At 61.8% G+C, this 22,766-nt stretch carries 25 protein-coding genes and 1 riboswitch; of the genes, 13 read left to right on the forward strand and 12 right to left on the reverse strand.

The window, feature by feature from the left end:
• Positions 1–9 precede the first annotated feature (9 nt).
• Positions 10–1,113, reverse strand: coding sequence for a saccharopine dehydrogenase family protein (locus J2X43_RS03315; protein ID WP_112388617.1), 1,104 nt, complete (start codon positions 1,111–1,113; stop codon positions 10–12).
• 132 nt (positions 1,114–1,245) lie between these two features.
• Here J2X43_RS03315 and J2X43_RS03320 point away from each other — a divergent pair, with 132 nt between their 5' ends.
• The 3 genes from J2X43_RS03320 to J2X43_RS03330 all read left to right on the forward strand — a co-directional run bounded on the left by J2X43_RS03320 (position 1,246) and on the right by J2X43_RS03330 (position 4,102).
• The gene (locus J2X43_RS03320) at positions 1,246–1,677 is read left to right on the forward strand and encodes an Lrp/AsnC family transcriptional regulator (RefSeq protein WP_112388616.1); all 432 of its coding nucleotides are present in this window, start codon (positions 1,246–1,248) and stop codon (positions 1,675–1,677) included.
• A gap of 143 nt (positions 1,678–1,820) precedes the next feature.
• Complete coding sequence (locus J2X43_RS03325) at positions 1,821–3,248, forward strand: aldehyde dehydrogenase family protein (protein WP_112388615.1); 1,428 nt, start codon at positions 1,821–1,823, stop codon at positions 3,246–3,248.
• Between the two features lie 50 nt (positions 3,249–3,298).
• Positions 3,299–4,102 (forward strand): PIG-L deacetylase family protein, encoded by an 804-nt coding sequence (locus J2X43_RS03330; RefSeq protein ID WP_112388614.1) that lies wholly within the window; start codon positions 3,299–3,301, stop codon positions 4,100–4,102.
• Between the two features lie 25 nt (positions 4,103–4,127).
• Here the strand turns inward: J2X43_RS03330 and J2X43_RS03335 are convergent, their stop codons facing one another.
• From J2X43_RS03335 to J2X43_RS03360, 6 genes are all read right to left on the reverse strand, one after another.
• Positions 4,128–4,562: a response regulator gene (locus J2X43_RS03335; protein ID WP_310291280.1), complete on the reverse strand. Its 435-nt coding sequence runs from the start codon at positions 4,560–4,562 to the stop codon at positions 4,128–4,130.
• A 58-nt stretch (positions 4,563–4,620) separates the two neighbouring features.
• Positions 4,621–5,391: an SDR family NAD(P)-dependent oxidoreductase gene (locus J2X43_RS03340; protein ID WP_112388612.1), complete on the reverse strand. Its 771-nt coding sequence runs from the start codon at positions 5,389–5,391 to the stop codon at positions 4,621–4,623.
• The gene (locus tag J2X43_RS03345) at positions 5,388–6,383 is read right to left on the reverse strand and encodes an ABC transporter permease (protein ID WP_112389025.1); all 996 of its coding nucleotides are present in this window, start codon (positions 6,381–6,383) and stop codon (positions 5,388–5,390) included. Before J2X43_RS03345 ends, J2X43_RS03340 begins: the two co-directional genes overlap by 4 nt.
• Before the next feature lie 62 nt (positions 6,384–6,445).
• Positions 6,446–7,486: a sugar ABC transporter substrate-binding protein gene (locus J2X43_RS03350; RefSeq protein WP_112388611.1), complete on the reverse strand. Its 1,041-nt coding sequence runs from the start codon at positions 7,484–7,486 to the stop codon at positions 6,446–6,448.
• Between the two features lie 34 nt (positions 7,487–7,520).
• A complete protein-coding gene (locus J2X43_RS03355; RefSeq protein WP_112388610.1) occupies positions 7,521–8,288 on the reverse strand; it encodes an ATP-binding cassette domain-containing protein in 768 nt (255 codons plus the stop codon).
• The gene (locus tag J2X43_RS03360; RefSeq protein WP_112388609.1) at positions 8,285–9,421 is read right to left on the reverse strand and encodes an ROK family transcriptional regulator; all 1,137 of its coding nucleotides are present in this window, start codon (positions 9,419–9,421) and stop codon (positions 8,285–8,287) included. Before J2X43_RS03360 ends, J2X43_RS03355 begins: the two co-directional genes overlap by 4 nt.
• 206 nt (positions 9,422–9,627) lie before the next feature.
• Here J2X43_RS03360 and J2X43_RS03365 point away from each other — a divergent pair, with 206 nt between their 5' ends.
• Genes J2X43_RS03365 through J2X43_RS03375 form a run of 3 tightly spaced genes read left to right on the forward strand, consistent with a single transcriptional unit; the run spans position 9,628 to position 12,208 of the window.
• On the forward strand, positions 9,628–9,942 hold the full coding sequence (locus tag J2X43_RS03365) for a MocE family 2Fe-2S type ferredoxin (RefSeq protein ID WP_112388608.1): 315 nt from the start codon (positions 9,628–9,630) through the stop codon (positions 9,940–9,942).
• Positions 9,943–9,947: 5 nt separating this feature from the next.
• Positions 9,948–11,171 carry an FAD-dependent oxidoreductase gene (locus tag J2X43_RS03370; protein ID WP_112389024.1) on the forward strand — a complete coding sequence of 408 codons (1,224 nt, stop codon included), beginning with the start codon at positions 9,948–9,950 and terminating at the stop codon, positions 11,169–11,171.
• Positions 11,172–11,209: 38 nt separating this feature from the next.
• Entirely contained in the window at positions 11,210–12,208 is a 999-nt protein-coding gene (locus tag J2X43_RS03375; RefSeq protein WP_112388607.1) for a Gfo/Idh/MocA family oxidoreductase, read from the forward strand.
• Here the strand turns inward: J2X43_RS03375 and J2X43_RS03380 are convergent, their stop codons facing one another.
• On the reverse strand, positions 12,209–13,042 hold the full coding sequence (locus tag J2X43_RS03380) for a sugar phosphate isomerase/epimerase (RefSeq protein WP_112388606.1): 834 nt from the start codon (positions 13,040–13,042) through the stop codon (positions 12,209–12,211). It lies immediately after the preceding gene.
• Positions 13,043–13,060: 18 nt separating this feature from the next.
• A complete protein-coding gene (locus J2X43_RS03385; protein ID WP_112538233.1) occupies positions 13,061–14,071 on the reverse strand; it encodes a LacI family DNA-binding transcriptional regulator in 1,011 nt (336 codons plus the stop codon).
• A 145-nt stretch (positions 14,072–14,216) separates the two neighbouring features.
• Here J2X43_RS03385 and J2X43_RS03390 point away from each other — a divergent pair, with 145 nt between their 5' ends.
• Positions 14,217–15,251: a sterol desaturase family protein gene (locus J2X43_RS03390; protein ID WP_112388604.1), complete on the forward strand. Its 1,035-nt coding sequence runs from the start codon at positions 14,217–14,219 to the stop codon at positions 15,249–15,251.
• 169 nt (positions 15,252–15,420) lie between these two features.
• Entirely contained in the window at positions 15,421–16,350 is a 930-nt protein-coding gene (locus J2X43_RS03395; RefSeq protein WP_112388603.1) for a sugar ABC transporter substrate-binding protein, read from the forward strand.
• Positions 16,351–16,424: 74 nt separating this feature from the next.
• Here J2X43_RS03395 and J2X43_RS03400 read toward each other — a convergent pair whose 3' ends face one another.
• Positions 16,425–16,670: a hypothetical protein gene (locus J2X43_RS03400; protein WP_112388602.1), complete on the reverse strand. Its 246-nt coding sequence runs from the start codon at positions 16,668–16,670 to the stop codon at positions 16,425–16,427.
• A gap of 180 nt (positions 16,671–16,850) precedes the next feature.
• Positions 16,851–17,483, reverse strand: coding sequence for an outer membrane protein (locus J2X43_RS03405; RefSeq protein ID WP_112388601.1), 633 nt, complete (start codon positions 17,481–17,483; stop codon positions 16,851–16,853).
• Positions 17,484–17,624: 141 nt separating this feature from the next.
• A riboswitch (TPP riboswitch) is annotated at positions 17,625–17,727 on the forward strand.
• Between the two features lie 112 nt (positions 17,728–17,839).
• Here J2X43_RS03405 and J2X43_RS03410 point away from each other — a divergent pair.
• From J2X43_RS03410 to minE, 5 genes are all read left to right on the forward strand, one after another.
• Positions 17,840–18,580: an ABC transporter permease gene (locus J2X43_RS03410; RefSeq protein ID WP_112388600.1), complete on the forward strand. Its 741-nt coding sequence runs from the start codon at positions 17,840–17,842 to the stop codon at positions 18,578–18,580.
• 33 nt (positions 18,581–18,613) lie between these two features.
• Complete coding sequence (locus J2X43_RS03415) at positions 18,614–19,552, forward strand: ABC transporter substrate-binding protein (protein ID WP_112388599.1); 939 nt, start codon at positions 18,614–18,616, stop codon at positions 19,550–19,552.
• Between the two features lie 131 nt (positions 19,553–19,683).
• Positions 19,684–20,430 (forward strand): septum site-determining protein MinC, encoded by a 747-nt coding sequence (gene minC, locus J2X43_RS03420; RefSeq protein ID WP_112389023.1) that lies wholly within the window; start codon positions 19,684–19,686, stop codon positions 20,428–20,430.
• Positions 20,431–20,461: 31 nt separating this feature from the next.
• On the forward strand, positions 20,462–21,277 hold the full coding sequence (minD, locus tag J2X43_RS03425) for a septum site-determining protein MinD (RefSeq protein ID WP_112388598.1): 816 nt from the start codon (positions 20,462–20,464) through the stop codon (positions 21,275–21,277).
• Complete coding sequence (minE, locus tag J2X43_RS03430) at positions 21,274–21,531, forward strand: cell division topological specificity factor MinE (protein WP_112388597.1); 258 nt, start codon at positions 21,274–21,276, stop codon at positions 21,529–21,531. The genes minD and minE overlap by 4 nt, the downstream gene beginning before the upstream one ends.
• Here minE and J2X43_RS03435 read toward each other — a convergent pair.
• Entirely contained in the window at positions 21,528–22,766 is a 1,239-nt protein-coding gene (locus J2X43_RS03435; RefSeq protein ID WP_112389021.1) for an amidohydrolase family protein, read from the reverse strand. The genes minE and J2X43_RS03435 overlap by 4 nt on opposite strands.

The following is a 22,766-nucleotide window of genomic DNA, read 5'->3' on the forward strand; positions in this document are numbered from 1 at the left end:
AGGGCTGGTTCAGCTGGCTGCCTTGAGGCGCGCGGCTTCGGGGCTGTAGAACTGGCCGAAGCGGTTGTCGAGGAAGTCGGCAAGAGCGATTTCTTCCTGTCGTACGAAGCCCTTGGTCGGAAGCTTGCCGTTGGCAAGAAGATCGAGCACGCCGGTGATGCCTGCCGCGGTGGTGATCTGGATCGCGCTCATCTTGCGGCCGGCAACGACGCCGGAATACACCTTGTTGGCGTAGGTTTCCTGCAGGTAGTGATCGTCCTTCCAGCCGCAGACGGTCACGAAGACGATGACCACGTCCTGCATGGTGGCGGGCAACGCATGCTCGAACAGGTCCTTCAGCACGTCGCGGCGGTTTTTCAGGTTGAGATCGTTCAGGAGTGCCTTGATGATCGCCTGATGGCCGGGATAGCGGATCGTGCGGTAGTTCATCGTCCGCACGCGGCCTTCCAGCGACTTGGCAAGCGTGCCCAGTCCGCCAGAGGTGTTGAACGCCTCATAGGTTACGCCGTCGAGCGAGAACTCTTCGCGTTCTTCCATCGCCGGAACGGTGATGAACTTGCCTTCGACGATCGCCTCGCAGGGCTCGATATATTCGTTGATCAGGCCGTCGGTGCTCCAGGTGAGGTTATAGTTCAGAGCGTTGGACGGATATTGCGGCAGCGCGCCGACACGCATCCGCACGCTGTCGAGCTTGTCGAAGCGCTTGGCCAGATCGTTGGCGACGATCGAGATGAAGCCCGGCGCCAGGCCGCACTGGGGAATGAAGGCGCTTTCGGCATTCTCTGCCAGCGCTTCGACCTTCTTGGTCGTCGCAACGTCTTCCGTGAGGTCGAGATAGTGCACGCCGGCGGCAAGGGCCGCCTCGGCGATCAGGCCGGTCAGATTGAACGGCGCTGCCGACAGGACGGCGAACTTGCCCTTGAGCGTGGCCACCAGATCCGCATGGCTGGAAATATCAAGCACGGCGGTCGAAATCGCCGGATGCCGCTCGACCCGTTCGGTCTGTTCAGCGCTGCGGTCCAAGACCAGCACCTTGTACGCGCCCGTATCGGCCAGCATCAAGGCGATGGCGCCACCGATCTTGCCTGCGCCTGCAACAACAACTTCTTTCATATCAGCCCTCGATGACGTTTATAGGATTTTTATAAGCCTAGCAGTGGACTTCACATAAAATAGCGGCAGAATGCGCAAAACGACGGACATATTAAATCAGTTTGCTGATCAATCTTTGCGGAGTGTAGAGCGATGGATCTGAGCGTGAAAGACCGGGAGCTGTTGGCGCTGCTCGGCGAAAATGCCCGTCTGCCGGTTGCCACCTTGGCCAAGAAACTGTCGCTATCGCGAACGACGGTGCAGGCGAGGCTGGAACGGCTCGAGCGCGAGGGCGTGATCGCCGGATATGGCGTCAGGCTGTCGGATGCCTATGCCTCGGGGCTGATCCGGGCGCATATCCTGATCACCATCGCGCCCAAGGCGCTGGCGCAGGTGACATCGGCCCTCGACAAGATGCAGACGGTGACGGCGCTGCATTCCGTCAGCGGATCGTTTGACCTGATCGCGCTGATCGCTGCGCCGTCGATATCGGAGCTCGACCAGGTGATCGACAGGATCGGGGCGATCGATGGCGTCGACCGCACGCTGTCCTCGATCATTCTCTCGACACGGTTTGCCCGGTGAGAAACACCGCCGCGTGGCGGCGGCAGAGATTGCCTCGCAATTGCTATTTCACATTTGCAAAGTTCGGCTAGTGTCCGTCAATGACACCGGTCGAGCGCCATCGCGCTGCCCGCGCCTGAGCTACCAACGGCATTGGAGAACACATGAATAACCACCTGAAATTCTTCATCGACGGCGCCTGGGTCGATCCTGTGATGCCGAAGACGATCGAGGTGATCGATCCATCGACCGAAGAAACCTATACCTCGATCTCCGGTGGCTCTGCAGCCGATGTTGACAAGGCTGTTGCAGCTGCGAAGCAGGCGTTCGAAACGTTCTCGCTGACCTCGAAAGAGGAGCGTCTGGCGCTGCTGAAGCGGATTCTCGAATGCTATAATGAGCGCTTCGAAGATATCGCCCAGGCCGTCAGCCAGGAAATGGGTGCGCCGCTGCCATTCGCCCGCGATTCGCAGGCCGGGGTGGGGCGCGCTCACATGGAAGCGACGATCGCCGCGTTCGAGGAATACACATTCAGCGAAAAGCGCGGCACGACCACCGTCGTCAAGGAGCCGATCGGCGTCTGCGCGCTGATCACCCCCTGGAACTGGCCGCTGAACCAGATCGTCTGCAAGGTGGCTCCGGCGATCGCCGCAGGCTGCACGGTCGTTCTCAAGCCATCGGAAATCGCGCCGATCAGCGGCATCATCTTCGCCGAGGTGATGGCGGCCGCGGGAACGCCGAAGGGCGTGTTCAATCTGGTGAATGGCACCGGTCCCGATGTCGGCCAGGTCATGGCCGGACATGCTGATGTCGATATGGTCTCGTTCACCGGTTCGACGCGGGCCGGGATCATCGTTGCGAAGACCGCCGCCGATACGGTCAAGCGCGTGGCGCAGGAGCTCGGCGGCAAGTCGGCAAACATCATTCTCGACGACGCTGATTTCGAAACGGCCGTCGCCAAGGGTGTCGAGGGCTGCTTCGGCAACTCTGGCCAGTCCTGCGATGCGCCGACCCGGATGCTGGTACCGGCAGGCCGCCACGACGAGGTGCTTGCCATCGCCAAAAAGGCGGCCGAAGCCTTCAAGACCGGCGATCCGCGCGCCGAAGGCGTCGATCTCGGCCCCGTCGTCAGCCAGATCCAATATGACAAGATCCAGCGCCTGATCGAGAGCGGCATCAGCGAAGGTGCGACGCTGGTCACCGGCGGTCCCGGCAGGCCGGAGGGGCTGAACCGCGGCTATTATATCCGTCCGACAGTCTTCGGCCATGTCACGCCCGGCATGACGATTGCGCGCGAGGAGATCTTCGGGCCGGTTCTCTCGATCATCTCCTACGAGAACGACGAGGATGCCGTTCGCATCGCCAACGATACGGTCTACGGTCTCGCCGCCTATATCCAGTCGACCGATATCGAGCATGCCCGCGCCGTGGCCAAGCGCATGCGCGCCGGTTCGGTCTATCTCAACTATCCGGACTGGGACACATTCGCACCCTTCGGCGGCTACAAGCAGTCCGGCAACGGCCGCGAGTACGCCGATTGGGCGATCCATGATTTCCTTGAAATCAAGGGTGTTGTCGGCTGGGGTGAATAATCCGGCGTCTTTTGTCTGCAAGGAAAATCGCCACACGAACGGATGCCGTAATGCTCGACAAGCTCACCGGGGACGACCGCGTCCTGATCCTCTCGCCGCACCTCGACGACGCGGTTCTCAGTGCCGGCGGGCTAATGGACAGGGCGGTGAAAGATGGTGCCCATGTCGTCGCGGCGACGATTTTTACCGGCGATGCCGATCTGCAGGGTGAGCCGTCACCGCTGGTTCGCGAGCTGCATGAATGGTGGGGGCTCGGCGCAAATCCGTATGCCGTCAGGCGCGAGGAGGATATCGCCTCGATCGCGCGCCTCGGCGCCGATTACATTCATGGCGGCATGACGGATTCAATCTATCGCAAAGACCGCGATGGCATCCCCCTTTACGCGACCCGGGAGGCGGTCTTCTCGCCGCCATCGGATCGGGATCCGGCCTGGGCGCCGCTGGAGGATTTGCTGGCGGAATGGTTCGCCGCGGTGCGCCCGACGATCGTCCTCTGCCCAATGGCGGTCGGCCGCCATCTGGATCATGTCGTGACCACCGAGACTTTCCGCAAATGCAGTGCTGCCTGGAACGCCGATATTTATCTCTATGAGGACATTCCCTATGCCGCCGGCTTCTTCCCGCCCGGCCATCCGGACAGCGTGCCGGCTGCACTGGAGCGGACCAATTGGACGGTCAGGGATCATGTTGATATCGACGTCGACTTCGAGCGCAAGTTCGCGGCGATCTTGAAATATGAATCGCAGATCGCCGAAATCTTCCCCGGCCTCGATGCCGAGAGAGAGCTAAGGAATTACATGAGGGACGCGTCCGGAACCGGATTCAGGGAACGGTTCTGGCGGGCGGAAAACTGACGGCCTTCCGCTGCAGCGAACTACATCAGGCAGCCGTCGCGCCGCTGGACCTGGCATCCCGTTTGCGGGTTCTGGCAGCCAGCGCATCCATCAGCGCCGACTTGACCTTGTCGAGGTGATGCGGCTTGGTGACGACGCCGACGGCGCCCTCGAAGCCCGCGACAATTTCGGGATTGCCAGTCATGAAGACGACCTCGATGCCATAGAGATCGATCAGCGTGCGGGCGATCTGCGGACCGGTCGGGCCGTCCGCCAGCTGTACGTCGACGAGCGCGATATCGGCTCGCCGTGCCAGCGAGAGCGCCTCAATTTCCGTCCTTGCGAGTCCCGCAACCTCGAACCCGTTGTCGAGCACCATGCTTTCGAGGTCCCAGGCAATGATGCCCTCGTCCTCAACGATCAATACCTTCATGTCATTCCCAACTTCTTCGCCCGAGTTGCGAAGTAGGGAAGCAGTCACGAAGGTCAAGAGACGGGCGGCCGACTTCGCTCACGAGACCGTGAGGACCGCCGCCAGCTCACGGAGGCAAGAGCCTGAAATCGCTTCCCTCAGGCAGAAGCTGCCCGCCATCGACGACGATCGTCGTGCCGGTGATGTAGCTTGCATCGTCGGAGGCGAGAAACAGGAAGGCATTGGCGACATCGCGCGGGCTGCCGAGCCTGCCGAGCGGAATGGCATCCTCCATGTTTTTGATGAAGGCCGGGCCACGGTGAAGCTGCATCGCCTCGGTCATGATGTTGCCCGGCTCGACGCCGTTGACGGTGATGCCATAGGAGGAGAATTCGAGCGCTGCGGCGCGGATGAAGCCGTTGATCCCGGCCTTGGTCGCCGAATAATGGCCGTGGCCCGGGCTGGTGACACGCGGCCCCGTGATAGACGAGGTGAAGAGGATGCGTCCATAGCCTTGCTTCCGCATCGGGTCGAGTGCTGCGCGCGCCGCGTTGAAGGAGCCGCGCAGATTGACGGCGATGACGTTGTCCCAGTCCTCGGGGCTGGTATCCTCGATCAGCTGCCAGGGATAGACGCCGGCATTCTGGACGATGATATCGATCCTGCCATAGGTCTCGACTGCGAAGGCGATGACAGCCTTGGCGTCCTCCATCTTCGAGATATCGGTCTTGAAGAAGGTGACGCCGAGATCCGCGGCGGCGGCGCGGCCGCCTTCCTCTTCGTAGTCGGCGAGGACGATCGTGGCGCCTTCTTCCTGAAAGCGCTTGGCCGTCGCCTTGCCGATGCCGCGGGCGGCGCCGATGACAACCGCTATTTTTCCGTCCAGTCTTCCAGTCATGCGAGCCTCTGACGCAGTTTTTGCTTGAATGTATCGAGAAGGACCGCCGCCAGCACCAGGAAGCCGTGGATAACCTGGGTGAAATTGGCGGGCAGGCCCATGAGATTGATGGCGGTGTTGATCGACGACAGCAGCAGCACGCCAGCATAGACGCCGGGCAGGGCGCCGACGCCGCCCTTCAGGCTGACGCCGCCGATGACGACGGCCGCAAAGGCGTTGAACAGCAGGCCGACGCCAAGATTGGCTGTCGCGCCCGAGGTGCGGATGGCGAGTAGCCAGCCGGCGAGACCGGCGATCGCGCCTGCCATGACGAAGGCGATGATCAGGTTGCGCTGGACGGGAATGCCGGCGCGGAACGTTGCCGTCTCATTGCCGCCGATCATCGTCAGATGACGGCCGAACGGGGTCTTGGCCATGATCACCGAAAACAGCACGAAGCAGAAGATGGCGATCCAGGCCGTCAGTGGCAGGCCGATCAGTCTCTGAATACCGAACCAGCGGATGGCGGGTGCCAGATCCTGCGCGGAGCGGCCGCCCGAGACGGCAAGCACGATGCCGCGCACCCAGATATAGGAGGCCAGCGTGATGATGAAGGCATTCATCTTCACCTTGACGATCAGGAAGCCGTTGAGCAGCCCGATCAGGCCGCCGACGGCAAGGGCGATCAGCAGCGAGACCGGCACCATCAGCCATTCCGGGCTGAGCGTGAAGCCGATGCCGATGCCGGCCGAGCAGAACAGGATGCCGACTGCCATGGCCGACAGCGCCGCGACTGACTCCACCGAAAGGTCCATATGCCCGGCGATGATTACCAGCGACAGGCCGATCGACATGACGCCGAGGACGCTGGAGGCTTCGATGATATTGGCGAAGATGCCAAGCTGGAAATAGTTCGGGACGAACGCCGAAAAGACGGCGAGCACGAAGATGAGCATGAACCAGACGAGATTATCGAGGACGAGCTCAAAGAATTGACGCGTGCGAGGTGTCATCAGGCCGTTCCGGTTGCTGGGGAGGGAGCCCGGGCTGTGAAGCCCGGGCGCTTGGATGTCGCTCATTCGACCGATTTGACCTGTGCGGTCGGTGCTTTCTGGTTGCCCCAGAAGGCCGGATCGTCGACATTCTCCTTGGTGATGGCAGCGCCGGGGATCTTGATGTTCGGACCCCATGCTTCCTTGGTGACGACGCCCTTCAGGCCGAGCACGTCATATTCGCCGGGCTTGATCTCTTCCTTCTTGGCGATCTTGTCCATGAAGATGGCGACGGCCGCGGCCTGCGCATAAAGCGGCTGCTCGACTTCGACGTTCAGCCAGCCCTTGCGGATCAGGTCGAGACCGACAGGAGCGCCGTTGGAGCTCATCAGCATGACATCACCCGGCTTCTTGCCTGCGGCTTCGAGCGAAGCGACGGCGGCGACCGAGAGATGCGCGGCATGACTGAAGATCAGGTCGATATCAGGGTTGGCAAGCATCTGGTCGGACACGATCGTTCCGGCGTTGCTGGCTTCCCACTGCATGGCAGGCACCGAGATGATCTTCACGCCCGGGAAGGCCTTCATCTTCTCTTCGAAGCCCTTCTGGATGTCGAGCGTGTAGGGATCGCCGGGATCGCCCAGAACCTGGAGAACCTTGCCCTTCACGTCGCCATTCTTTGCCTTCAGCAGCTTTTCTGCCTGTTCGGCCGCCACATAGCCGATCTCGATCGTTCCGGCGACCGATGTGAAGTCCGACTGCGTCGAGGTGATCTGCCGGTCGAACTCGACGACCGGGATACCGGCGGCGCGTGCGGCCTCGATCGATGGTTTCAGCGCGTTGAAATCGACGGCGGCCAGAATGATCGCCGAGGGCTTCAAGGCAATGACATCGTTCATCTGCGACTGCTGCGCATCCGTCTTGTTGTCGGCGTTCAGCGTCTTCATTTCGTAGCCGGTCTGCTTGAGAAACATCTCAAGCGCGCTGACCGAGCCGGTCTGGAATTCATCGAGCAAGGTCGGGACGAGGTAATAGACCGTTCCCTTCGATTGCGCGAAGGCGGTCGTCATCAATGAGATGCCGAGCGCCAGAACGGTCAGCGCGGCTAAGGCTATTCGCTTCATGTCGTTCTCTCCTTTTGTGCCGGACCCTCAATTTTTATGGTCTCACCGGTCCGGCACCGGCGAGGCTTTGTCCGGTGATCATTTCAATCACCGCGTCTGCATTTGTCTTTGATGTCTCGACGTCGCCCGCGACGACGCCCTGGCGGATCACCACGATCCGGTCGGCGACCTGGAAGGCCTGCTGCATGATGTGGGTAATGATGACGACGCCGATGCCCTGGTTGGCCACATGGCGGATCATCTCGAGGCCGCGGCGCGTCTGCTCGACACCGAGCGCTGCAAAGGGTTCGTCGAGCAGCACCAGCTTGCCGCCCCAATGGACGAAGCGGTTGAGCTCGATCGCCTGGCGCTGGCCGCCGGAGAGATGCTCGACCTTGGTGCGGAGCGACGGGATGCGGGTGCCGGCATTGGCAAGCGCATCTCCGACGACCTTTTCCATCGCCCGCTCGTCGAGGAAGGGAATGCCGAGCACCTTGCGGGTGATTTCGCGGCCCATGAAGAAATTGGCGACGACATCGACATTGGTGGCGAGAGACAGGTCCTGATAGACCGTCTCGACACCGGCGGCCTTCGCCTCGGCCGGGGTCTTGGCCACATAGTCGCGACCTTCGAAGAGCATCCGGCCGGACGATGGTTCCAGCCCGCCGGAAATGATCTTCACCAACGTCGACTTGCCGGCGCCATTATCGCCCAGCAGTGCCACGACCTCGCCCTTGCCGATCGAGAAGCTGACCCCCTTCAGCGCTTCGATAGCGCCGAAATTCTTGCGGATATTGTCGAGCACCAGCAGCGGTTCGCTCATGCGGCGATCCCTTTCTCGTCGGGGGTGGAAAACATCTGGCCGAAGCGCGGCGACAGCAGGCTGGAGACGGCAAGCGCTGCCGCGCCGCGGAGCACCGAGTTCTGGCAATCGCTCGCCATGACCAGCCGCGGATGCTTTCGATCCTTGCGGGCGGCGACGGAATTCGGCAGGCCGGCCGAGGCCACCAGCTTTTCGATGAGGTCGGGTGGCGCCAGCCCGCCGAGCACGATCGTCTGCGGGTCGAGCAGGTTCTCGATGGTGCGGACGGCGTTGTGGAAGATCGGCCGGATTTCCTCGGCCCACATTTGCTGCGACACGCCGCGGCGATTGAAGGCGTCGAGAGAAAGATAGCGTTCCAGGCAGCCGCTGTTGCCGCAGGGGCAGGGCTCGCCATCCGGTACCGCCGGGATATGGCCGATTTCGCCGGCATTGCCCCAGCCGCCGCGCATCACTGCGCCGTCGTGAACCATGGCGCCGCCGAGGCCGACGCCGAAATAGAGATAGTAGTAGTTGGAGAATTGCGAGCCAATTCCGTAGAGCTGTTCGCCGAGTGCCGCGCAGGCCATGTCCGTGTCGATGAAAGCAGGCAGATCGGCGGCTTCCGCCAGCCGCTCCTTGAGCGGCACGTCCTTCCAGCCTGCCATTGTCGTCGCACCGATGAAGCTCATGGAATCGATGCCGAAGGGACCCGGCAGCGCCATGCCGGCTCCCAGGATGCGCTTGCTGCCACCGGCGCGAAGTTCTGAGACCAGTTCGCCGATCAGCTGGAACGCAAGATCGGGCGCTACATTCGGCGCGGTGCGATAGGCGCTCTCGACGATATTGCCGTTGAGATCGACCAGTGCCGCGTCGATACCGAGCGGGGTTAGGTGGATGCCCGCGACATAGCCGCCCTGCGGATTGATCGTCAGCACCGATGGCGGAATACCGCGCCCCCTCGGCTCTTCTCGGACCGAGAGGATGTAGCCCTGCTCTTCGAGTTCGCGAACGATGGTCGAGACTGTCTGCACCGTCAGGCTGACGCGCTTGGCGATGTCTGCGCGCGTCACCGGACCGTTCAACCGGATCGCTTCGAGAACGATACGCCGGTTATACGGACGCCCTGATTCCTGATTGGTACCACGCAATGTCATGCCACAGCCCTCAGAATGTCATCAGCTTGGCACCGAGTTTTTATTTAGTCAAATGGTTTTCATAAATAGCTCCCGCATGCTGTTTTGGTCCTGTCGAGATGCTATTCCCGCCGTTCGAATTGATGGGTTTTGATCAAGAATCTGACCGCGATTTTCCGGCCGATCGCCTAGGTTCTGATCAAACGCGATGAATTCGGGAGGATCGGATGAGCAACTGGGTGAAGGCCTGCGAGATCGATGATGTCGAGAACGAGGACGTGATCCGTTTTGATCACGGCGGAAAGACCTTCGCCGTCTACCGCAGCCCCGATGACAGCTTTTATGCGACGGATGGGATGTGCACCCACGAGAAGGTTCATCTCGCCGATGGTCTGGTCATGGACCACATCGTCGAATGTCCGAAACACAACGGACGCTTCGACTATCGCACCGGCGAGGCAAGGGGCGCGCCCGTCTGCGTCAACCTCCGGATCTATCCCGTCAAGGTCGAAGACGGCGCTGTGTTTCTCGGACTGGAATGACGCCGATGCAGCATTTCGTCATCATCGGCGGCGGCCAGTGCGGCGCGCGCGCTGCCTTCGCGCTACGCGATCAGGGCTTCGATGGATCGATCACGCTTATTGGCGACGAGCGGCATCTGCCCTACGAACGGCCACCGCTTTCCAAGCAGCATATGCTGGCGCCCGATGGCGCTGAGCCGCCGTTTATCGCAGGGCGGTCGCAATATGACGAACACGGAATCGTGGTCATCGCCGGCGATGCCGCCACTGCGATCGATCGCGAGCGCCGCGCCGTCGAATTGGCAAGCGGCCGGCGAATCCCCTACGACAGGCTGCTGATCGCAACCGGTGCGGCCCCGCGGCGCCTGCCCGCGGCCGAGGGGCTCGAGCATGTTTTCTATCTGCGAACCCACGACGATGCGGCGGGCCTTGCTGCGCGGCTGTCGGCGGGCGGCCACGTCGCGATCATCGGCGCGGGCTTTATCGGCCTCGAACTAGCGGCGGCTGCCCGCCAGCGCGGGCTTGAGGTCACTGTCATCGAGGCATTGCCGCGCATTCTGATGCGGGGCGTGCCTGTGGAGATCGCCGCAAAGGTCCAGGCGCTTCACGAAGGCAATGGCGTGCGGATCGTGTGCGGCGCCGGTATCGAGCGGCTATCCGGTGACAGCGATGGTGTCGTCCTGGCCCTCATCACCGGTGAAATCCTGAAAGCCGGTACGCTGGTGGTGGGCATCGGCGCTCAACCTCGCTCCGAACTGGCTGTGAAGGCCGGTCTCACCGTCGAGAACGGCATTGCCGTCGATACCAGCCTGCAAACCTCGGATCCGGCAATTTTTGCGGCTGGAGACTGCTGTTCATTTCCCTATGACGCGAGGCGAATCCGGCTGGAGGCCTGGCGGAATGCGCAGGATCAGGGCGCGCATGCGGCCGCCGGCATGCTGGGTGCTGTCAGCCCCTACGAGGCCGTCCCGTGGTTCTGGTCGGATCAATATGATTGCACGCTGCAGATCGCCGGTCTCGCCGACGGCGCGGTTACGAGCGTGCGCCGGGAAATCGAGCCCGGGACATTCATTCTCTTCCACCTCGGCGAAGACGGGCGCCTGCTTGCCGCCAGCGGCTTTGGACCCGGCAATCGCATCGCCAAGGATATCCGCCTCGCCGAAATGCTGATCGCCAAGCGGGCAAAACCCGATGCCACAGACCTTTCGCAGGTGTCGGTGAACTTGAAATCGCTGTTGCCGCGCGCTTAGCTTGAATTCCCTAAAGCGGAATCCCGAAAGGAACATCGATGACAGAGGTCAGGATAGGCATCATCGGCACCGGCGTGATGGGGAGTGACCATGCGGCGATCCTTGCTGAAGGTGTAGCCAATGCGCGGCTCACCGCTGTTCAGGATTTCAGCCGGGAGCGCGCGATCGCAGTTGGCGAGGCCTCAGGTGCCCGTGTCTTTGCCGGTGCGGATGAGCTGATCGCCGACCCGGATGTCGACGCCGTCATGGTTTGCTCGCCCGATGAAACGCATGCTGCGCTGGCGCTGAAGGCGATTGCCACCGGTAAGCCGGTCCTGGTGGAAAAGCCGCTTGCGGCTGGCATCGAGGATGCCGAGGCGATCATCAGTGCCGAAACCAATGCCAGGCGCCGTCTGGTGCAGGTCGGTTTCATGCGCCGCTTCGATCCCGGCTATCGCGAGATGAAGCATACGCTGCAATCGGGCGAACTCGGCCGTGCGCTGTTTCTCCACTGCATTCACCGCAACGCAGTGGCGCCCGATTATCTGACCTCGGATCTGGTGATTGCCAATTCGGCAGGCCACGAATTCGATATTGCCCGCTTCCTGCTGGACGAAGAGATTGCCTCGGCCTTCGTCACCAGCCCGCCGCCGACGCGGAATGCGCCGAACCGCCAGCCGCAATTCATCCTGCTGCAGACCGCATCGGGCGTCGTCATCGACATCGAGGTCTTCACTGACGCCCAATACGGATATGACGTGCGCGCCGAGCTCGTCTGCGAGGACGGAACCGTATCGCTGGATCCGTCCCCGCATACGATGCTTCGCGCAAAGGGCCATGACGGTTTCCGCACCCCGCCCGATTGGCGGCCGCGGTTCCGGCAGGCCTACCGGGCACAGCTGGAAGCCTGGACGTCCGGGATACTCACCGGGCAGCCAACCGGCGCCAGCGCCTGGGATGGCTTCATGGCGATGCAGGTCACCAAGGCCTGCCTTCAGGCCTGGAAGTCGGGCGAGCGGGTGGCGGTCCCGCAACACGAAAAGCCCGATTTCTACTGATCACGCGGCAGTCCGGGCCCAGAGCGCCCGGATCTCGTCCTTCAGAAACAGCGCCTCCTGCCAGCGGTCGGTGCTGTCTTCGCCGTCGCGGCCGGTTATGGCATAGGGTTTCGGGCCGAGCTCGCAGGTGAAGGCGAGGGTGTCGCTGGCGCCTGCCCGCTGCCGCCAGCTGCGGAAACCGTAGTCCCACCAGCCCATGAACAGATCGACCCACGGCCGGTGATGCGGGAAGGAGATCTCGATCTGCACCTGCTCGCGCGAGGCAACGCGGCCATGAAAGGCCCAGGAGCTGTCGAGAACGCGCTGCATCATTTCGTGGTTCTCATCGGAGACCGGCCAGGCGAACTCGCGGCCAACGAGAAAATGCGAGAGATCGCCGAGCAGTTTCAGATCCGGAAGCCGGTCCATCAGGTCGAGGGTGAAGAACAGGTCGGTGGTCATCCGGTCGCGATGTGTCTCGATAAAGACCGGAATGCCGGCCTCTTCTGAAAGCCGATGCCAACCCTCCAGCAGCGGCAGGCAATCCTCGATCCGGCGCAGCCGGACGTCCGGCTGCAGGCAAAGATGGGCGACGCCAAATTCTGCGGCATTTTCCAGCGCCGGTTTCAGCTCGTCGATCGTCTTCGGAAAGCATTGCCCCTCCGCCTTCAAGCCGTGGTCCTTCAGCAAAGCGGCAAGTGGCCGGACATAGGCGCGGTCATACCAATGCGCGCTCACGCCGTCGAAACCGGCCTCGGATATCAGGCCGATATTCTCCTCGAGCGCGCGCTCCGGGGTGAGTGCGCTTCGAAGCTCCATGGCCCAAAGGGATTGGAAGACGGTGAGGGATTGCATTGCTGGCCTCGTCGTTAGTTAGAGGTTCTGGGCGCTGACGGTCATGAAGCGCACCGGATCGGTGATGACCTCGGTGCGGATGATGTCGAGCTTGCGCAGGATGAGATCGACGGAGCGCCGCGCCTGCACTTCGGGCGCCTGGTCGAGACAGATGTCCAGCAGGCCGGTTTCCAGATAGCGCTTCTTCTTCTCGGTCAGCTCGTGTCCGACCCAGAAGATATCACGCTGCCTGGCCCATTGCTGCAGGACGATGGCGACACCTTCGTCGCCGCCGCCGGCCGAATAGACGCCGATGATTTCAGGATCGCGGCGGAGCGCCTCGCCGAGCAGTTCGGCGCATTGCAGATCATCGTCGCGTCCCATCATCACCAGCGATACCGCGTGGCCATTGGCACCCTTCTCGGTGAGGTAATCGGAAAAGCCCTGGATGCGCTGGCGATGGTTCGAATAGGCCCCGCTATGACAGATCGCGGCGAAGTTTCCGCGCCGGGCAGCCAGCATGCCGGACATGTAATAGGCGGCGCTGCGCCCGGCGGCATAATTGTCGATGCCGAGATAGGGAACCTCGGGGTCGTCGCAGCGGGTGACGACCTGGGCGACCTCGACGCCAGCGGCGCGCACACGCCGCAGGCTCTCGATGACCTTCGGGTGATCCTGCGCGCAGATGATCAGCCCGGAGCGGCGAAAGCTCGGATTGGCGATGTGATGGGCCATGCCGATCGGATCGCTTTCCTTGATGAAGGTGCGATGCAGGATGACGGCGCGGTCGAGCGATGCGGCAATGCGCTCGAAGGCCTGGTTCAAGCGGGCGAAGAAGCTGGTTTCAGGGCGCACCAGAATGACCTCGATGCGGATGGCGCCGCGATGCGTTTCCGTCGAGCGCTCGCCGTAGCCAAGTTTCTTGGCCGCACGGATCACCTTTTCTGCCGTCTTCTCGGTGACGCCGCCGCGGCCGTTGATGACGCGCTCGACGGTGGCGATGCCAAGCCGGGCCTCTGTGGCGACATCCTGCAGTGTCGTCTTTTTCATCAAAACCTCCCCAAAACTCCGCTCGACAGTCAAGCATTGCAGCGCCTCTGGCGAAATCGCTCAGTTGATCAAAACACATCAAGACAGCGATGGGAAACGGCACTATTGCTGCGGTAATTTTCCGGCACGAGTTGGAGGATATCAGATGGACGACACACTTTACGGGAAGCGCAACAAACGCGGCGACTGGGCGCCTTCCAAGCTTATTCAGTATCCGCCTGTGTTCATCTGGCCAGTGCAGCCGCTCCGTTTCCTGAAATGGGTGTTCGGCTATCCGGGCTATCTGATGCCGTGGAACGTGCTTTATGCGGCGATCGGCACGCTGCTCTGGCTCTATGCAACGCCGTCGCTCGAGACGGCAAAGACCTTCTCGATCGGCTGGATTGCCTATCTGCTGGTGCGCAACGCCGCAATCGTCTTCGTCTTCTTCGGCGCGTTCCACCTGCGCCTCTACATGCAGAAGAAGCAGGGAACGAGCTTCAAGTTCAATGCCAAATGGCCCTCCGTCGGCAATGATGCCTTTCTGTTCGGCAATCAGACGGTCGATAATGTCATCTGGACTTTCGCCAGCGCCGTGCCGCTCTGGACGGCTTTCGAAGTGCTCACATTGTGGGCCTTTGCCAATGGCATCATTCCCTATGTCTCATTCGCCGAGCAACCGGTCTATTGCGCCGTGGTCATGCTCTTGATCCCGACATTCCGCGACCTGCATTTCTATCTGGTCCACCGGCTGATCCACTGGCCGCCGCTCTATCATGCCGTCCACAAGCTGCATCATAACAACGTCAATCCCGGCCCCTGGTCAGGTCTTGCCATGCACCCGATCGAGCACCTGCTGTATTTCTCCGGCGTGCTGATCCATTGGATCGTTCCGTCGAACCCGGTTCATGCGATCTTTCATCTGGCGCATGCCGGCCTTGCACCGGCGCCCGGCCATGCCGGTTTCGACAAGATCGTCGTCGGCGAGGAAAGCGCCATCGATACGCACAGCTACGACCACTACCTTCACCACAAGTATTTCGAGTGCAACTACGCCGATGGCGTGATCCCGCTCGACAAGTGGTTCGGCACATTCCACGATGGTTCATCCGAAGCGCAGGAGCGCATGGACAAGCGGTTCATGGAGCAGGCCAGGCGCCGCGCAGAAAAGAAGGCGCGCCGCGAACAGCAGGCTGGCTGATCCTCCCAGGTGAACGACCCGCAGGCCCGGCTTCTCCGCCGGGCCTTTTGCTGTCCGGATCCCTGCAAATGAGGGATTTTCATCAATTTTTCCGCGGACCGCGCGATCTTCCCCGGCTAACGTTTTCCTGCGGCCGGCTGGCGCCGCCTTATCTCTGGGAGGAGAGAAAATGCTGAAATTGCTGACCACCAGCGCGGTTGCCCTGGTGCTTGCTGGGCAGGCGCACGCGGCCGATCGTATCGGTGTTTCGATGGGGACGCTCACCAACAATTTTCAGACGCTGATCGTCAACGGCATGCAGGATTATGCCAAGTCCGTCGGTGTCGAGCTGCAGATCGAGGATGCGACGACGGACGTCAACAAGCAGCTCGACCAGGTCAAGAATTTCGCTGCCGGCGGCGTCTCGGCCATCATCGTCGATCCCGTCGATTCAGATGGCACGCCGGCTCTCAGCAAGGTTGCCGAGGATGCCGGCATCCCGCTGATCTACGTCAACGTTCAGCCGACCGATCTTTCGACACTCGGCAAGCAACAGGCTTTCGTCGGTTCAAACGAGGCCGAATCCGGCACGCTGCAGACCAAGGAAGTCTGTCGCATTCTGGGCGGCAAAGGCAATGTCGTCATCATGATCGGCGACCTGACGAGCCAGGCCGCGCGTCAGCGCACTCAGGACGTCCATGACGTCATCGCGACGCCTGAATGCAGCGGCCTGAAGGTCGCTCAGGAGCAGGTCGGTAACTGGAGCCGCGTCAACGGCGCCGATCTGGTCTCCAACTGGCTGACATCGGGCTTGGAGTTCGATGCCGTTCTTGCCAACAACGACGAGATGGCGCTCGGCGCCATCGCCGCATTGAAGAATGGCGGCGCATCCACGGAGAAGATCATCGTCGCCGGTATCGACGCCACGCCGGAAGCCCTGCAGGCGATGAAGGCGGGCGACCTGAAGGTCACGGTCTTCCAGGATGCCAAGGGTCAGGGCAAGGGTTCGATCGATGCGGCTTTGAAGGCGATCAAGGGCGAAAAGATCGACCGCGAGGTCTGGATCCCGTTCCAACTGGTGACGGAGAAGAACATGGCGGACTTCGAACATCTGAACTGAGGCGCGGCTCGCCTCACGGGCCGCGTCATGAAGGCCACGCAGCGCTGACCCGCTCGTGGCCTTTTCACGCGCTCTCAGGTGGCAGGAAGCGGTTCGCTGATGACGACGAAATTGGCGCAGGAATGCTCGACATTGGCAATGCGGATGCGCAACTCGCGCCGCGATGTCAGCAGGAAGAGAAACACCTTCTTGGCGCGCTGTGCCCGCCGCAGGATCTCTTCGCCGCCAAACAGCAGGCCGTCACGCTCACCGAGTTCGAAGGCCACGTGCTCGCTGTAATTCTCGTCCGTAATGGTGATTGTCCCGAGACCCGACAGCATTGTGAGCATTCCTCATCATGAGGAATGACTTTTGTCGAAGTCCTAATTTAGTGCAACACGGTGTTCCGGTTTTCCACGGGGATGTTGGAACACCTAGAGCGGACTTTTGGAAAACGGCTAGCTTCGCGTCACGCCGTGTGAAGGCGTGCCGTCCGCGATCGCGCATTTCATTCCGTCTCCTCAGAACTTGACGCCGACGCCGATCATGATCGTGTTCTGGTTCAGATCGAAATCACCGCCCGCCGCACCGCCGAAGTTGCCGCTGCCGTAGTCGGTATAGCGATACTCGCCGCGGGCAAAGATGTTCTGGGTGAAGGCGTAGTCGATACCTGCGCCGATCGTCCAGCCGTTCAGCGTGTCGGAAACATCTGAAGCCCCGGTCGGATGACCTTCTGCCCGTGCGATCGCCCAGCCGGCGGTTCCGTAGAGCAGGGCGTTGTCGAAGGCATAGCCGACGCGGGCGCGGACCGAGCCCTGCCATGTCGTCTCGACGGAGCCAAAGGCCGTGTCCTCTTCGTTCCAGTTATGGAGGACATCGCCTTCGACGCCGATCACCCAGTTATTGTCGAACTGGTAGTTGTAGCCGGCAAAGCCGCCCAGGATCCCGCCGTTGGCGTCGACATTGGATGCACCGTCAGGATCGAACGTCGTCCAGCTATAGCCACCCTCGGCACCGATATAAGGGCCCGACCAGGTGAAAACCGGCGTTATTGCCTCCGGTTCAACCGGCGCAGGCGGTGGTGTCAGGTCCGCGGCCTGGGCTGATATTCCCGCCAGCGAAGCAGCAAGAACGGTGAGAATAGCGAATTTCATATTCGGTCTCCCTAAATTGCATGACACTTAGATAGGTAGCCCTGGGCCAAAAGTCTCTAGCCCTTTCGATCACAAATGCCTGGGCGCTGCGCAGGCGGCGGATCCACCATTGACAGTCCTTTGAAAACGCGACAGTTTCCCGCCCATTCCGAGGGGAGCATCTGACGATGCTGAGATGGCGCTGAGCCGGACCCTTGAACCTGATCCGGGTCATGCCGGCGTAGGAACGGAACAAGATGCCGCCGGTATCTCCCTTCGTCTTCGCTTTGCCTGGATCTCCATTGCCGTCTGGAGATCGCTTCGCAATGTCTGTTCTGCTGCGCTCACGCCCCTCAGTTTCCACTGACACCTGAACGATGCGCCCTCTCAACGCTCTCTATGGTGCAGTTTTGCTGCTTGCGATCTGGCAGGTGGTCATCTGGCTGTTTGCGCCGGCGCATTTCATCCTGCCTTCACCGCTGTCGGTCGCTTCGGTCTTTGTGCGGCAGCCGCTGTTCCTGCTGGAGCAGAGCCTGACGACGGCGCTTGAGATCGTGCTGGGATACGTCTGCGGAGCAATCTCAGGTGCGGCGGCGGCCTTCGTGCTGTCGGCCTTTCCGGCCGCCGGGGCGCTGGTCTGGCCGCTGGTGCTGATCCTGCAGGCCTTCCCGGTCTTTGTGCTGGCGCCGATCCTGGTCATTTGGCTCGGCTTCGGCATGGCTTCCAAGGTCGCCATGGCAACGATCATCATCTTTTTTCCCGTCGCTTCGGCTTTTGCCGACGGGCTGCGCAGGACCGAGCGCGATATCCTCGATGCCGTATCGCTGACAAATGCCAGCCACTGGCAGACGCTGGTCCGCATCCGGATGCCGCTTGCCGTTCCGGCACTCGTTTCAGGTCTGAGGATCGCTGCGCCGCTGGCGCCGCTCGGCGCCGTGATCGGCGAATGGGTCGGCGCGTCGGCAGGCCTCGGCTTCGTCATGGTCCAGGCCAATGCGCGCATGCAGACCGACATGGTCTTTGCCGCCATGGCGGTGCTGGCGGCGATGACGCTGATCTGCCGGGTGGTGGTCGACAGGCTCACCTCCGGCTGGACGCCGTGGGCAACCACGCGCTGAACGATTTTCAAACTGCACATTCATGGAGCAAACATGCTGCGTCTGATATCCGCCACCTTCCTTGCCCTTGTGGCGCTCGCTTCGCCGTCGCTTGCCAACCACAAGCTGACAGTGATGCTGGAATGGTTCGTCAACCCCGACCACGCACCGCTGGTCATCGCCGGGCAGAAGGGCCTGTTTGCCGCGCAAGGGCTGGATGTCGAGCTCATCCCGCCTGCCGATCCCTCGGCGGTGCCGCGGCTGATTTCCGCCAAGCAGGCTGATATCGGCATCCATTACCAGCCCAACCTCTACCTCGACCACGAAGCCGGACTGCCGCTGGTGCGGGTCGGCACGCTGGTCGAGACGCCGCTCAACACCGTCACCGTGCTTGCCGATGGACCGATCAAGAGTCTTGCCGATCTGAAGGGCAAGAAGGTCGGCTTTTCCGTCACCGGCTTTGAAGACGCGATGCTGAAGCGGATGCTGGAAAACGCCGGTCTCACGAAAGAAGACGTAGAGCTGGTCAACGTCAATTTCGCCCTGTCGCCATCGCTGATCGCAGGCAAGGTCGATGCCAATGTCGGCGGCTTCCGCAATTTCGAGCTGACGCAGATGAAGCTCGAAGGACATGAGGGCAAGGCGTTCTTTCCAGAAGAAAACGGCGTGCCGCCCTATGACGAGCTGATCTTCGTCACCCATCGCGATTCGATCGCCGATCCGCGGCTGCCACGTTTCCTCGCGGCCGTCGAACAGGCCTCGATCTTCATCACCAACCACCCCAAGGAAGCCTGGCAGCTGTTCGTCAAGGCCTACCCCAATCTCGACGACGAGCTGAACCGCACAGCATTCTTCGACACGCTGCCGCGCTTCGCCAAGCGTCCTGCGGCGCTCGATACCGGCCGCTACCAGCGGTTCGGGACCTTCATGCAGGAGATGGGTCTGGTGAAGACCGCGCCCGATGTTGCGGACCTTGCCGTCGAGGTAAAATAGCCCTGTGGCGGCCCTGCCACGGCGCCGTGCAAATGTCCCCGGCCGTTAACTGAACGTTGTGGCCGGGGCCACGCGTTAACTATTTGTTAACCACGAAGCAGGTACACCGAAGCAATCAAAAATTAACCAAGATTGCTAATGTGTTAACCGACGCGCGCTCCATCCGTATCAAAGGCCGTTCGTTCCTGGCGGTCGTTTTGACGCCCGATCTGCCCTTCGATGAATGGCTGGTCCGGCTCGACGATCTGGCCAAGCGTTCGGCAGGCTTTTTCCTGGGAAGGCCGGTTGTCCTCGATGTCGCCGACCTCCAGGCGGACCGGGCTCAGCTGAAGTCGATGATCGCTTCGCTTGGCGAACGCGGCGTCCGGATCATGGGCATCGAAGGCGCGCGGCCATCGCAGCTCGACGCTACCATGCCGCCGGGCATGAGCGGCGGCCGCCCGGCACCGGATGTCGATGTCGCCGACGTGCCGCAGGCGAAGGAGCCGGCGCCGAAGGCTGAGACGCAGGTGCAGGCCACTGCGCCCGTTCAGGTAACGCGCGCCACATTGTCGTCGATGGTTCTGCACGAGCCGGTGCGCTCGGGCCAGTCGATCATCTTCCCGGAAGGCGACGTGACGATCATCGGATCGGTCGCTTCGGGCGCCGAGATTATCGCCGGCGGCTCCATCCACATCTACGGCGCGCTTCGCGGCCGGGCGCTGGCAGGTTCGGTCGGCAACTCGTCGGCCCGGATTTTCTGCCGCAAGCTGGAAGCAGAATTGCTGGCGATCGACGGCATCTACAAGACGGCAGACGATCTGCCTGCCGAACTGCGCGGCCAGCCTGCGCAGCTCTGGCTCGAAAACGACGCGATCCTCGCATCGCGGCTGATTTAACGGACGAATGGTTTAGGACAGGAGAGGGGATATGGGTAAAGTCATAGTTGTTACCTCGGGCAAGGGTGGCGTTGGCAAGACGACCTCTACGGCCGCACTCGGCGCCGCTCTGGCGCAGCGCAACGAAAAGGTCGTCGTCGTCGATTTCGACGTCGGCCTGCGCAATCTCGATCTCGTCATGGGTGCCGAACGCCGGGTCGTCTACGATCTGGTCAACGTCATCCAGGGCGATGCCAAGCTCTCGCAGGCGCTGATCCGCGACAAGCGGCTGGAAACGCTGTTCCTGCTGCCGGCCTCGCAGACGCGCGACAAGGATTGCCTGACCGCCGAGGGCGTCGAGCAGGTCATCAACGATCTGAAGCGCAATTTCGACTGGATCATCTGCGACAGCCCGGCCGGCATCGAACGCGGCGCGACGCTCGCCATGCGCCATGCCGATATCGCCGTCGTCGTCACCAACCCCGAGGTCTCCTCGGTTCGCGACTCCGACCGCATCATCGGCCTGCTCGACTCCAAAACGGCCAAGGCCGAAAACGGCGAGCGGATCGAAAAGCACTTGCTGCTCACCCGCTACGACGTGACGCGCGCCGAGCGTGGCGACATGCTGAAGGTCGATGACGTGCTGGAAATCCTCTCGATTCCGCTGCTCGGCATCATTCCGGAGAGCATGGACGTCCTGCGCGCGTCCAATATCGGTGCACCGGTGACGCTCGCCGATCAGAACACGGCGCCGGCCAAGGCCTACTTCGAGGCTGCCCGCCGCCTGGCAGGCGAAGTGGTGCCGGTTACGGTACCTGGCGAGAAGCGCGGCCTGTTCGGCAAGATTTTCGGACGGAGGGCAGCATGAACGTGTTCAACTTCTTCCAGAAGAAAAAGTCCGCGCCTGTTGCCCGCGAGCGGCTGCAGCTTCTGCTCGCCCATGAGCGCATCACGCCCGGGGCCGACCTGGTCTCGATCCTGCGGGAGGAAATCCTCGCCGTGATCGCCAGGCACGTGGAAATCGACGGCGACCGGCTGCAGGTGAAAATCGACCGCGGCGAGCATGTCTCGGTGCTGGAGATCGACGTCGAAATTCCGGCGAAGGCAGCGCAGGCGGCTTAAGCCCGCAAGATGCTCGGCCTTGGTGCCTCGAAAGTCCTGCGCCCGCGTTTGCATCCAAAGATGACGCGGGCGTTTTCGCGGATCGCCTGTTCCCGGTCTATGCAATCGATCAGGATGATATCGGCAGGCGAGCCGACCTCGATCGGCTGCTCATCCCTGCCCATGATCCGCGCTGCCGAGGTGCTGATCATCTCGAAGGCCAGTTGCATGTCGCTGCGCCGCGAAAGCTGCGCGACATTGGCATAGAGATTGGCCATTCTCAGCAGCGATGCATCGCCATACGGCGTGAAGGGATTGAGGATATTGTTGCTGGCGATCGAGGTCAGCACCCCTTCGAATGCCAGCAGATGGGCTGGTGCCACGCCGCGCGGCACCAGCCGGTCATGATCGCGGCCATTCAGGAACAGATCAGTGGAGGGCAGTGTCGTGACGGCGATGCCCGCCGCTTTCAACTGACGTGCGAGCGACTGAACTTCGTCCGGCGCCATCGCGGAGAGGCTGGTCATGTGGCCGAGCGAGACGCGGTCCTGATGGCGGCGGCGCACCGTCTCCTCGATGACCGCAGGCAGATTGGTCTTCTCCGGCGAAAGATCGAAATCGAGATGGAAATCGATGGCGGTGCCATGCTTCTCCGCCAGATCGAAGATCATCCGGATCTGGCCCCGCGGATCGAGATCGATATAGGGCGCTCCGCCGACGAGGTTGGCTCCATCCGCGAGCGCCGCGTCGAGCATTTCAAACGTCTGCGGCTCGTTTGTCAGTCCGTCCTGTGCGAAGGCGCAGATCTCGATATCGATCGCGAAGGCATAGTCTTGGCGGATCTGCTTGATCGCCTCGAAGGAGCGCATGCCGGCGCGCGGATCGATCTCGACGAAGGTGCGCATGCGCATTGTGCCGTTGACGATCGCTTTTTCGACGACGCGCGCCGCGCGGGCATAGACGTCCTGCTCGGTGAAATCGGCCTTGGCTTTCGCCGTCTCACTGATGGCCTCGGCCAGCGTTCCCTCGCATATGCTGCAACGATCGAGGATGCAGGCCTTGTCGAGATGAACGTGGCTGTCGGTAAAACCACGGCTGGCAAAGGCGCCCTGAGCATCCGTCGTCTCGATGGCCTCGCAGACGAGGTTCGCACCGATCGCCGCGATGCGCTCTCCGGCGATGCCGATATCGACAGGCCCATCGAAAGGCTCGAGGCGCGCATCGCGGATCAGCAGATCGAAAACCGGCGTGCTCAT

This window comes from Rhizobium sp. BE258, from assembly GCF_031457345.1.
In the GTDB taxonomy this organism is placed as follows: Bacteria; Pseudomonadota; Alphaproteobacteria; order Rhizobiales; family Rhizobiaceae; genus Rhizobium.